The 11,866-nt window shown below is 66.2% G+C and carries 11 protein-coding genes and 1 tRNA gene; 4 read left to right on the plus strand and 8 right to left on the minus strand.

Annotation, left to right across the window (positions count from 1 at the left end):
- Nucleotides 1–122: 122 nt before the first annotated feature.
- From groL to J0A91_RS11185, 4 genes are all read left to right on the plus strand, one after another.
- Nucleotides 123–1,748 (plus strand): chaperonin GroEL, encoded by a 1,626-nt coding sequence (gene groL / locus J0A91_RS11170; protein WP_069204976.1) that lies wholly within the window; start codon nucleotides 123–125, stop codon nucleotides 1,746–1,748.
- Between the two features lie 28 nt (nucleotides 1,749–1,776).
- The gene (locus J0A91_RS11175; protein WP_069204977.1) at nucleotides 1,777–1,986 is read left to right on the plus strand and encodes a hypothetical protein; all 210 of its coding nucleotides are present in this window, start codon (nucleotides 1,777–1,779) and stop codon (nucleotides 1,984–1,986) included.
- Between the two features lie 268 nt (nucleotides 1,987–2,254).
- Nucleotides 2,255–2,668, plus strand: coding sequence for a CopG family transcriptional regulator (locus tag J0A91_RS11180; RefSeq protein WP_069204978.1), 414 nt, complete (start codon nucleotides 2,255–2,257; stop codon nucleotides 2,666–2,668).
- Nucleotides 2,669–2,689: 21 nt separating this feature from the next.
- A complete protein-coding gene (locus J0A91_RS11185; protein WP_069204979.1) occupies nucleotides 2,690–3,748 on the plus strand; it encodes an extracellular catalytic domain type 1 short-chain-length polyhydroxyalkanoate depolymerase in 1,059 nt (352 codons plus the stop codon).
- A gap of 25 nt (nucleotides 3,749–3,773) precedes the next feature.
- Here J0A91_RS11185 and J0A91_RS11190 read toward each other — a convergent pair whose 3' ends face one another.
- From J0A91_RS11190 to J0A91_RS11225, 8 genes are all read right to left on the minus strand, one after another.
- On the minus strand, nucleotides 3,774–5,885 hold the full coding sequence (locus tag J0A91_RS11190; RefSeq protein ID WP_069204980.1) for an ATP-binding protein: 2,112 nt from the start codon (nucleotides 5,883–5,885) through the stop codon (nucleotides 3,774–3,776).
- Complete coding sequence (locus J0A91_RS11195; protein ID WP_069204981.1) at nucleotides 5,875–7,368, minus strand: ATPase domain-containing protein; 1,494 nt, start codon at nucleotides 7,366–7,368, stop codon at nucleotides 5,875–5,877. The genes J0A91_RS11190 and J0A91_RS11195 overlap by 11 nt, the downstream gene beginning before the upstream one ends.
- Nucleotides 7,369–7,558: 190 nt before the next feature.
- Nucleotides 7,559–7,634: transfer RNA gene (locus J0A91_RS11200), tRNA-Phe, on the minus strand.
- A 31-nt stretch (nucleotides 7,635–7,665) separates the two neighbouring features.
- Nucleotides 7,666–7,869: a DNA gyrase inhibitor YacG gene (locus J0A91_RS11205; RefSeq protein WP_150126902.1), complete on the minus strand. Its 204-nt coding sequence runs from the start codon at nucleotides 7,867–7,869 to the stop codon at nucleotides 7,666–7,668.
- On the minus strand, nucleotides 7,869–8,816 hold the full coding sequence (locus J0A91_RS11210; RefSeq protein WP_069204982.1) for an Rne/Rng family ribonuclease: 948 nt from the start codon (nucleotides 8,814–8,816) through the stop codon (nucleotides 7,869–7,871). The genes J0A91_RS11205 and J0A91_RS11210 overlap by 1 nt, the downstream gene beginning before the upstream one ends.
- Complete coding sequence (locus J0A91_RS11215; protein ID WP_069204983.1) at nucleotides 8,809–9,384, minus strand: Maf family protein; 576 nt, start codon at nucleotides 9,382–9,384, stop codon at nucleotides 8,809–8,811. The genes J0A91_RS11210 and J0A91_RS11215 overlap by 8 nt, the downstream gene beginning before the upstream one ends.
- A 156-nt stretch (nucleotides 9,385–9,540) precedes the next feature.
- Nucleotides 9,541–9,759, minus strand: coding sequence for a translation initiation factor IF-1 (gene infA, locus J0A91_RS11220; RefSeq protein WP_010162480.1), 219 nt, complete (start codon nucleotides 9,757–9,759; stop codon nucleotides 9,541–9,543).
- Nucleotides 9,760–9,860: 101 nt separating this feature from the next.
- The gene (locus J0A91_RS11225; protein WP_069204984.1) at nucleotides 9,861–11,801 is read right to left on the minus strand and encodes an alpha/beta hydrolase family protein; all 1,941 of its coding nucleotides are present in this window, start codon (nucleotides 11,799–11,801) and stop codon (nucleotides 9,861–9,863) included.
- Nucleotides 11,802–11,866 lie beyond the last annotated feature (65 nt).

Below are 11,866 nucleotides of genomic sequence, written 5' to 3' on the forward strand. Positions count from 1 at the left end.
GTCGCGCGCCTGAATGACGCTGCCGGTGATGCAGGGCGATGTCCCTCGCAGCGGCCAAGGTTCCGAACCGATCGGCTTGCGCGGCAAGTCGAAGATCCTACCCGGATAAAGGAAACGCCATCATGGCAGCGAAAGACATCCGATTCTCCGGGGCCGCCCGCGAGAGCATCGCGCGCGGCGTCGATATCCTTGCCGATGCGGTCAAGGTCACGCTCGGGCCAAAGGGCCGCAACGTTCTGCTCGACAAGGGCTACGGCGCGCCGCGCATCACCAAGGACGGGGTGAGCGTCGCCAAGGACATCGCCCTCAGCGACAAATTCGAGAATCTCGGTGCGCAGATGATCCGCGCGGTCGCCTCGCGCACGCAGGATCACGCTGGCGACGGCACCACCACCGCGACCGTGCTCGCCCAGGCGATCATGCGCGAAGGCATGAAATCGGTCGCCGCCGGCGTCAGCTCGATGGATCTCAAGCGTGGCATTGATCTCGCCGTGGTGCGCGTGGTCGCGGCGTTGAAGGCGCAATCGCGCCCCGTTTCGAACACCGACGAGATCGCGCAGGTCGGCATCGTCTCCGCCAATGGCGACGAGGAGATCGGCCGCATGATCGCCGCCGCGATGGACAAGGTCGGCAAGGAAGGCGTCATCACGATCGAGGATGCGCAGGGCACGGCCTTCGAACTCGAAACCGTCGACGGCATGCAATTCGATCGCGGCTATCTCTCGCCCTATTTCGTCACCAACGCCGAGAAGATGACGGTCGAGCTTGAACAGCCCTATATCCTCATCCACGAAAAGAAGCTGTCGGACCTTCAGCCGCTGCTTCCGATCCTCGAAGCCGCCGCCCAGTCGGGCCGTCCGCTGCTGATCATCGCCGAAGATGTCGAAGGCGCCGCGATCGCGACGCTCGTCGTCAACAAACTGCGCGGCTCGCTCCAGATCGCAGCGGTCAAGGCGCCGGGCTTCGGAGACCGGCGCAAGGCGATGCTCGAGGATATCGCGATCCTGACCGGCGGCGTGGTCGTGTCGCCCGATCTCGGCATGAAGCTCGAAACCGTCACGCTCGACATGCTCGGCAGCGCGCGGCGCGTGACGATCGACAAGGACACCAGCACGATCGTCGGCGGCGCCGGCGATGCGGCCGCGATCGCCGGGCGGGTCGAGGCGATCAAGCAGCAGATCACGCTCACCGACAGCGACTATGATGGCGAGAAACTGCAGGAGCGGCTTGCCAAGCTGGCCGGCGGCGTCGCGATCATCCGCGTGGGCGCCACCACCGAGGTCGAGATGCGCGAGCGCAAGGACCGCGTCGACGACGCGCTCCACGCCACCCGCGCGGCGGTCGAGGAGGGCGTTGTTCCCGGCGGCGGTACGGCGTTGCTCTATGCCTCGCGCACGCTCGACGGGCTGACCGGCGAGAATGACGACCAGACGCGCGGTATCGATATCGTGCGTGCGGCCCTGTCCGCACCGCTGCGCCAGATCGCCGAGAATGCCGGTCATGACGGCGGCGTCGTCGCGGCGCGCCTGATCGAAGGCAACGACCCGGATACCGGGTTCAACGCGCAGACCGAACGCTACGAGAATCTGGTCGCCGCCGGCGTGATCGATCCCACGCTGGTCGTCCGCTCGGCGCTTCAGGATGCGGCGTCGGTGGCGGGAATGCTTCTCACCACCGAAGTCGCGATCGTCGATTTCACCGAACACTCGCCCCGCTCGCCCGTCACGGCAGGCGCCGATGGCTTCTGAGCCACACATTCACGCAAAGGGAACCATCATGTCCAAAGCAATCTCTCGCCCGTATCTGGTCTGCAAGGACGACAATGGCGTGTACCGCGTGACCGTCAGGACCACGCGCTACAATTCGCAAAACTATCCGCTCGTATCGAGCGAGATGCTGGAGGATGTGTTCAAGACGCAGACCGCCGCCAAGACCTTCGTCCGCGAAACCTACCGCGCCGAACCCGGCGATATCGCGTACAAATAACGGCTGCCCAGCGATCGGATTGGCCTGCTGACGGCGGGTCCGATCGGCCGGCATCCTTGATCGGGGCGGCCCCGACCTGCGCCGTTGCGCACGGGTCGCGCTCGCGCTCCGGTCAGTTCCTGTCGGATACACCCATCGAACAGCGCAGTCCGCTGGAGGCTGCCGGTCTTTGCGACGTCGGCCTCGCCGACTGCGGCAATGCGAACTGCCCCTTGAACGGCATCGCTCAACATCCATATACCATCCACACGGATGGTAAGGATCGTAGGTGGCCGAAATTCACGAGTTCAAGCCCAAGGCGGACAGCGAGAAGATCACCATCAATCTCGGCTATGTCGATCTTGGCCATATCGATCTGATGGTGCGCGACGGCTTCTATTCGAACCGCACAGACTTCATCCGCACCGCGATCCGCAACCAGTTGGAGCGCCATCGCCAGGCGACCGAGACCTCGGTCGTGCGCAAGCGGCTCGATCTCGGCATCAGCTATTTCTCACGCGCTCAGCTCGAAGCGGTGCGTGATGCGGGCGAGGTGCTCGAAATCCGCGTGCTCGGCCTCGCCAGCATCGATCCCGAGGTTTCTCCAGACCTCGCCAAGGCGACGATCGCGTCGCTCACCGTCCTCGGCGCGCTGCACGCGAGCCCGGCCGTCAAGGCCGCGCTTGCCGATCGTGTCGCCTGAACATTCGCAGGATATTTTGACATGGCATTGAAGACATCGATGGAAGAGGCGCTCCGCCTGACGCGATCGGGCAAACTGGCCGAAGCGACGGCGTTGCTCCGCTCCGCCTTTACGCGCAGCGGTGGCGACGCGCCGTCCCCGGCAAGCGTGATCGGCGGCAAGCTGATCGAAAATCTGCCCTTCGCGCGGCCGAAGCCCGAGCCGGAGGCACCCGCCGGGACCGATACCGATGGCAGCTTCGAGGAGCGCAGCTACAGCGGCCCCGAAGGCACGATGCATTACCGTCTGTACCGGCCGGCGCAGGCGAAGCCGGGCATGCCGTTGGTCGTCATGCTGCACGGCTGCACGCAATCCCCTGAGGATTTCGCGCGGGGGACAGGCATGAACCGGCTGGCCGACGAACGCGGCTTCCTCGTCGCGTATCCGCGCCAGACTCAGGCCGCCAACGCGCAGAAATGCTGGAACTGGTTCAAGCCCGGAGATCAACAGCGCGATCGTGGCGAACCGGCGCTGCTCGCCGGCGTCACGCGGCAGGTGATCGCCGAGGAGCATGCTGACCCGGCGCGCGTCTATGTCGCGGGCATGTCGGCGGGCGGCGCGGCGGCGGCGATCATGGCGGCCGAATATCCCGATCTCTATGCCGCCGTCGGCATCCACTCAGGCCTCGCCTGTGGGGCCGCGCGTGATCTGCCGAGCGCGATGGCGGCGATGCAGCGCGGCGGCGGTGCGCGCTCGATAGGCACCGGACGGCGCTTCGTTCCCGTCATCACCTTCCACGGGGATCGCGACGCGACGGTCAACGAGGTCAACAGCCGCGAGATCGTCGCCGCCGCTGCCGCCGCAGCGCCTGCGCCGCTCACCGTGAAGACCGAAAACCTCCGCAATCCGACCGGCCGCTCCTACACCCGCGAAACCAGCGTCGACGCGCACGGCACGGTCCTGATCGAACGCTGGACGATCGCCGGCTCCGGCCATGCCTGGTCGGGCGGAGATGCGTCCGGTTCCTACACCGATCCGACCGGCCCCGACGCTTCGCGCGAAATGGTCCGCTTCTTCCTGGAGCGAAAGCGGGCCGCCTGATCGTCCCGCGGCGTGGGGAGGATGCCTACGAAGCCACCATCTCCGCGATCTTGGCGCTCAGCGCCTCGATCGCGAACGGCTTAGTGATCATCGCCATATTGGTGCCGAGAAAGCCCGAGCGGATCGCGGCGTTCTCGGCATAGCCGGTCACGAACAGGATCGGCAGATCGGGCCGATGCGCGCGCGCGACTTCGGCGAGTTGGCGCCCGTTCATGCCGGGCAGCCCGACGTCGGACACCATCAGATCGATATGCTGGTCGGATTGCAGGATCGGCAGCGCGGCATCGGCATCGCTCGCCTCGATCGTATGATAACGCAGTTCCTCGAGCACATCGCGCACCAGCAGGCGCACCGATTGGTCGTCCTCGACCAGCAGCACGGTCTGGCCATGCCCATCGATCACCAGCGGCGGCGCTTTCAATCCCTCGGCGACCGGAGCTTGCTCGGCGATCGGCAGGTAGATCTTCACCGACGTACCCTGTCCGGGCCGGCTGTGGATACGAACCTGTCCGCCCGATTGCCGCGCGAACCCATAGACCATCGACAGCCCGAGCCCGGTGCCCTGGCCGGTCGGCTTGGTCGAGAAGAAGGGTTCGAACACCTTCTCCAGCACCTCGGGCGTCATGCCGACGCCGGTATCGGACACGCCGATCATGACGTAACGGCCCGGCTCGATGTCCGGTTTTACCGCCGTATACGCGGTATCGAACTCGATGGCGTGTGTCTCGATCGTGAGTTGCCCGCCCTCCGGCATGGCATCGCGCGCGTTGATCGTCAGGTTGAGGATCGCGCTTTCGAACTGGTTGGCGTCGGTCATCGCCAGCGGCAGGTCGGGCGCGAGCGCGAAGTCGAGCGCGATGTTCTCGCGGATCGAGCGTCGCAGCAGATCGTCGAGCGATTGCGCCAGCGCGTTGATGTCGGTCGGCTTGGTGTCGAGCGACTGCCGCCGCGAAAACGCCAGCAGCCGCGCGGTCAGCGCCGCCGCGCGCTGTGCGGAGGTCGCCGCGGCGTCCATGAACCGTTCGAGATCGTCGGTCCGCCCGCTCGCGAGCCGCCGCTTCATAATGTCCATCGCGCCGATCACGCCGGTCAGCATGTTGTTGAAATCGTGTGCGATACCGCCGGTGAGCTGCCCGACCGCCTCCATCTTCTGGCTCTGCCGCAGCGCCGCCTCGACCCGGCTTCGGCTCGCCATCTCGGCTTCGAGTTCGGCGGTTCGCTCGGCGACCTTCTGCTCGAGCGTGCGGTTCAACTGGTCGAGCTGTTCGCCCTCGCGCCGCAGCGCCGCCTGCGACTCCGCCAGCGCCGCCTCGGCCTGCTTGCGCGCGGAGATATCGACCACGGTGCCGAGAAAGCGCAGGCGCCCCGCCGCGTCGCGGATCGTGCGTCCGCGCGCGTTGATCCACCGCGTCACCTTGTCCTGCAGGCCGATGGTGCGATATTCGATGTTGTAATGGCCATCGCCGTCGGGATCGAGCGATTGCTCAACCGCCGTCAGCGCCCGCTCCCGATCCTCCTCATGAAGCCCGGCGACGAACGAGTCCCGATACGTCACCTCGGCGTCCGCCGGCAGCCCGAACAACGCCTTGCAGCGCGCGTCGTAGATCAGGACATCGTTTCCGGGATCATATTCCCACGTACCGATGTCCGCCGCGCTCGTAGCCAGCCGCAGCCGTTCCTCGTTCTTCGCCAGATCATGCAGCCGGTCGCGCATGTCGAACTGCCGCTGGCGCGATCGCATCGCCGATCCGACCGCGCTCAGCAGCGAGGCGGTGCCGATCGGCCGTTCGAGCACGATCGTGTTCGACAGACTCTCGGCGATGCGCAGCCGCGCCCGCTCGCTCGACCGGCCCTCGATGTCACGGCGCGAGGCGAGCAGGATGAAGGGGATGTCCGACCAGGCAGGCTGCCCGTCGAGCGCCGCCTGCAACGGCTCCAGCCCGCCGCGCAACGCCTCCTCGGTGACGAGCACGACGCCGGTGCGATCGTCGAGCGCGCTGGCCAACTCGCCCACGCTCGCGCAGATACAGGCATCATACCCCTGCGCCGCCAGCAGCGCGGACACGCTCGCGGCATCGCGCCCATAGGGCGCGCTGACGAGAACCCGGTGGCCGAGCGGAGCGCGCCTATGGCTCAAGCCGGTCTTCCATCAGCGGATTGCCCGCGCCGACATATTCGGGCGTTCCGGTCATCACGCCCCGGAACTTGGTCAACGGTTCGCCGACGCGAACCCCGTGCGCGTCGATGCGCAGTTCGCGAATGGCGTCCTCATGCGGGCCGGCGCGGTTCTTGACGACCGAGATCGCCTTGCGGAGCCGTCCGCCGGCTTCGAAGAAGCGCAGCAGCACCACCGCATCGGCGACATAGGAGACGTTGAGGTTGGTCGCCATCGTGCCCAGCAGGCCCTGCTGCGGGTTGATGAGGAAGGTCACGACGCCTTGCTGGCTGAGATATGAAAGCAGCTCGTGCATCTGCAGGATAAGCTGCTGCTCCTGCGGCATCGCCGCCATATAGCCGTTGAGGCTGTCGAGCACGATCATCCGCGCGCCGCGCCCCTCGACCTCGCTGCGGATACGCGCCGCGAATTCGCCCGGCGAAATTTCCGCCGGGTCGATCTGCTCGATCCTGAGGCAGCCGTTGTCGAGATGCGTTTGCAGATCGAGATTGAACGCCCTGGCACGCGCCAGCAGCGTACCGATCCGCTCGTCGAACTGGTAGATCGTCGAACATTCGCCCCGCTCGCAGGCGGCGTGGATATATTGCAGCGCGATCGTCGTCTTGCCGCTGCCCGCCGCCCCGGTCAGTAACGTGCTGGTGCCGCGTAGCGGCCCGCCACCAAGCAACGCGTCGAGCGCGGGCACGCCGCTCGCGACAGGTTCGGCACCATAATCGCGATGGTGATGGGCCGCGATCAGCCGCGGGAACACGTCGAGCCCGCCCTTGCGGATCACGAAATCGTGATAGCCGGCGATGAAATCGACCCCGCGCAGCTTCTGCACCTGCAACCGCCGCCGCGCCGCGCCGAAGTCGAGCGTCAACCGCTCGAGCGTGATGACGCCGTGGCAGAGGCTGTGCAGCTGCGAATCGCGGCCGTTTTCCGATCCGGTCATGTCATCGACCAGCAGCACCGTGCCGCTGCGCCCGGCGAAGAACTGCTTGAGCGCGAGCACCTGCCGACGATAGCGCAGCGGATCCTGCGCGAGCAGCCGCATTTCCGACAGGCTGTCGAACACGATCCGAGTCGGTTTTACGCGCTCGACCTCGTCCTGGATGAGTTTGATCGTCTCGCCCAGTTCCATCTCCCAGGGGTGGAGGATCGACTGGTCGCGCGCGTCGCCGAGGATCTCGGATGCCGATGTGAATTCGAAGATCGCGAAATCGTCGATGTTCCAGCCGTGCGATGCCGCGACGATCGCAAGCTCTTCCTTGGTCTCGGACAGGGTGATGTAGAGGACCGGCTCGCGCTGTGCGACGCCTTCACGCAGGAACTGAAGCGCCAGCGTCGTCTTGCCCGCACCGGGCGCGCCTTCGAGCAGGTAGAGCCGGCTAGCCGGTAAGCCGCCCTTCAGGATCGTATCCAGCCCGACGTTGCCGGTCGATATTATGGTGCTGCCCGACATTCGCTCGCCACTCGCCAGAAAACGCCAGTCCTATGCCACGCTCGCCGTCGTGCAAAACCGTTGTTTTGAAAGATTCATCAAAGATTTGCTGATCTAAACTTGGATCAGTCAAAAAAGATCCAGCCGGCGGTCAGCGCACAGGGATGCTTGCGCGCTACGCGTTTTGACGATCGACGCTATTGTAGGGAAATGGTGCCCGGGGACGGAGTCGAACCGCCGACACTGCGATTTTCAGTCGCATGCTCTACCAACTGAGCTACCCGGGCATGATCCGTTTCGGATCGGGGAGGCGCGTCCTTAATCGGGCTTTTCGGTGCTGTCCAGCCCGCCGTTGCGCTCGGTGATGCGATTATCGGCATCTTCGTTCGTATCGACCGGAATCGTATAGCCCTCGCCGAGCCATTTGAGCATGTCGCGGTCACGGCAGCCGCGGCTGCAAAACGGCGTGTACTCGGGGCTGGGGGCGTTGCCGCACAAAGGGCAGGGCTTGGTTCTGGCCATCATCGTACCTCGAAACGGATATCGGCGCCGGTACGCCGTGCGAGCGCATCGCGCCAGTGGGCGCGCGCGGCAAGCGCGGCGTGGACCGCCGGCGAAACGTGGTGAAGCGCCGGCACCGGCGGCGGCGTCCGCTCGATCGCGCGCAGCAGCGCTCGCGCCCGCGCGCCGGCGGGATCGGCGCGAAGCAACTCGGGCAGCGATTCGCGGGTACGCTTGCGAATGATCTGGAGGAACCCGAAGCCGTTGACGGCGGTACGCTCGAACGGCTGCGGCAACCCCGCGTCGATCGCCTCGGCGACCGCCTGGCGCGGCCCCTTGCCAGCGATCGTCGGGAAATCCACGCCGATCGATCCGCCGATGTCATGCCGCACGATCGCGGCGGCGACCGCATGCGCCGCCGCCACCGCGAGCGGCTCGAGCGGCCCCGATCCATCGACGTCGAACAAGGTCATCGCCGGGGTCGGGATCATCCGCAACGCGCCGCCGGGAAAGGCGATGTCGCCGCCGATCGCTTCTTCCAGCACCTCGGACCAGCCCGCCGCCTCGAACGCATCGCTCTGGTGCGGCAGGCACATACGAACGGGCAGGGGGCCGGCGCTGATCCGCTCCAGCAATGTCGGCGCGGCGCGCGTCGGCCCTTCGGCTGGCGTCGCGCGCGGCAGTTTGTCGCGGCCCGCCTCGCGCACGGCTTCGCGGGTGATCTCGATCGTCAGCGCGGCGCCCTGGGTGATGCCCGGCGGGAGTGGTGAGAGCATCGCCTCGCCGCCCTCGAACCGCACGCGCCCCTCGCGGCCTTTCGTCGTGATCTCGATCAGCCGCGCCGCCAGCACCGCGCCGAGGCGCGGGAAGGTGTCGTCGAGTTCAATGCGCGCCTGGAGGATATCGCCGTCCTCGACCAGCGCGGCACGCGCCTCGCCGATGCCGGCTTCGTACAGCCATTCAGCCAAGCGCGAGACCCGAGGCGATCAGCAGCGAACGTGTTTCGAACAGCGGCAGGCCGATCACGCCCGAATGGCTGCCGGCCAGATAGCGCACATAGGCTTCGGCGCGGCCCTGGATGGCGTAACCGCCGGCCTTGCCGAGTCCCTCGCCGCACGCGACATAAGCGTCGATCTCGGCCGGCGACAGCGGCTTGAACGCGACGATCGTATCCACCATCCGCGTGCGCACCGTGCCGCCCGCGTCGATCGCACACACCGCGCTGATACAATGGTGCCTGCGCCCCGACAGCAGCGCGAGCAGTTCGCGCTGGACATCCTCGGTCTCGGCCGGTGGCAGGATGCGGCGGCCGACCGCGACGGTGGTGTCGCCCGCGATCACCACTTCGCCGTCGGCACGCGCCACGGCGGCGGCTTTCTCCTGCGCCAGCCGCAGCGCGTAGACGCGCGGCAGCTCGCGCGGATGCGAGCTCTCGTCGATGGCAGGCGCTTCGATTCGCGCAGGCACGACGCCAATCCGCGCGAGCAGATCGCGACGGCGCGGCGAGGAGGAGGCGAGAACGAGATTGGGCGTCATCGGTTCAGCTCGCACGGAAGATGTGATTCATCACCACCCTCCGTTCGCCCCGAGCGAAGTCGAGGGGCACGCGCATCGTGTGCGAGCGGGGCCTCGACTGCGCTCGGCCCGAACGGAAAGGGAGGTCGCCACATAGTCCGCGACGGCCCGCAGGCGTCACTTGAAGCGATAGGTGATGCGGCCCTTGGTGAGATCATAGGGCGTCAGCTCGACCAGCACCTCGTCGCCGACCAGCACGCGGATGCGGTTCTTGCGCATCTTGCCGGCGGTGTGACCGAGAATTTCGTGATCGTTCTCAAGCTTCACGCGGAACATGGCGTTGGGGAGAAGCTCCACAACCTGTCCACGCATTTCGAGCAGTTCTTCTTTTGCCAAACAAACCTCTGGGTGAAAGCGAATTTATAATTGAAGCGCGCCCATAGCGGGAAAGCGCCCCAAAGGGAAGCAGCCCGCAACCGTGCCGCCACGCGGGCGGATCAGGCGGGATTATATTGCTTCAGGAACGCTTCGAGTTCTTTGAGGAACTGGACCCGATCGGCTTCGGACGAGAGATGGTGATCGCCGCCCGGCTGTTCAACATAGCGATAGGTCTTCCCCGCCGCCTTCAGCCGGGAAACCATCAGCCGCGATTGCTTGACCGGCACCGTCCGGTCGTCGTCGCCGTGCATCAGCAGCACGGGAATCGAGAATTCGGCGGCGAAATTGGCGGGCGAGACCGCGGTCAGATCGGGTGCGCGCTCGCGGAAATAATCCTTGGTGCGCCCGCCGTTCAGGAACGCGCCGTCGTAGCGGATCATCCCCGGCATGTCGGACACGCCCGCGAACGAGACCGCGCAACGATAGATGCCCTCGTCGCGCTGCGCCGCGCGCAACGCCGCATAGCCGCCATAGGAACCGCCGACGATGCAGACGCGCTTGGCATCGGCGATCCCCTCGTGCGTCGCCCAAGCGACCGCGTCGGTCAGGTCATCCTGCATGGCAAGGCCCCATTGGCCCTTGCCGAGATCGGTGAACTTGGTGCCATAGCCCGAGGAACCACGATAATTGGGCTGAAGCACCGCATAGCCGCGGTTGGCGAGGAACTGCGCCCACCAGTCCCAGCTCTCGTCGTCGCGCGCGATCGGCCCGCCGTGCGGCATCAGGATCAGCGGCAGGTCTTTCGCGGCGCGCCCCGCCGGCAGGGTGAGAACCGCATGGATCTCAAGCCCGTCGCGCGCCTTGTAGGTGATCGTCTTGACGGGCGCGAGTTGCTTGCCGGCGAGCTGGCCGTTGATCTGCGCGAGCAGGTGCAACACGCCTTCCTTTGGCGCGTAAAGATAATAGCTGCCGGGAATCGACGCGCTCGCCACCTTGACGAGCAATTGCGAGCGGTCGCTGCTCCACGACACGATCTCTCCACGGCGATTGCCCAGCGCCTTGTCGAAATCGGCCTGGATCGCCGCCAGCACCGGATCGGTCCAATGCGTGTGCTGGTAGGTATCGGTGTAGCGCGCCCCGATCATCTGCGTCCGGTCGTCGGAGGTGAGCAGACTGTCGAGATCGTATCCGGGCACCGCATAGAGCGGTGCGCCGCGCGTCATCGTCTTGAGGTCGAGCGGATAGACGGTCGAGAAACCATCGGCATCGTCGTGGATCGCGAGCGCCTTGCCGGGGTCGGGCAGGAACAAGGCGGGATAATTGTCGAGCGAATTGCCCGCGCCCTTGGCGCGCTCGATCACGTGGAACGACCCCGTCGGCTGATCGCGGTAGAGTGCGCGGTAGCTGCGGTTCTGGTCGGTATAGCCGACACCGTAGCGGACCACGCCCGCACCGTCGGCATACCAGCTCATCACCGTATCGGTCGAATGGACGACCGTCTTGCTGCGCCCGGTCGAAACGTCGAAGTCGCGTACCTCGGGCCAGAAGTCGTTGTCGGCGTAGATGCTGCGCTGCATCGCGATCAGGACATGCGGGGAGCCGTCATGCGCCGTCCACAGGATGTCGTCAGCCTGTTGGCCGAGCGGATCGACGACGAGCGGGATGAGCTTCTTGCCATCGGCGCTGACGCTGATCGCGCGGGTGACGTAGAAATCGTTGCCCTCGACCGACTCGCTCTTGCCAACGCGGACCACGAGCCATTGATCGTTGACCCATTGCCAGTCGTTGAGATCCTGCTTGGCCGGGTCGATCGACGCCGCCTTGCTCTTGTCCGCGAGCGGGATGATCGCGAGCCGCTGTTTGCCGTGAACCGCGATCCGCGCGGCGATGCGCGTGCCGTCCGGCGACAGGCGCGGCGCTTCGATGAAGGGCAGGGTGGCGAATGCTTCGAGCGGGATCAGCGGGGCGGGGGCGGGGGCCGTCTGCGCCGCCACCGGCGACAGCGTGATCGCGCCCAGAGCCAACAGCGCCGAACCGGCGCCCGCACGTAAAACCCTCATGTCATCCCCCCGGACATCCCCCTCGGCGCGTCGCTGGTGGCAACACACCGAAGGGGTAAGCGTAA

The sequence above is a fragment of the Sphingomonas panacis genome (genome assembly GCF_001717955.1).
In the GTDB taxonomy this organism is placed as follows: Bacteria; Pseudomonadota; Alphaproteobacteria; order Sphingomonadales; family Sphingomonadaceae; genus Sphingomonas; species Sphingomonas panacis.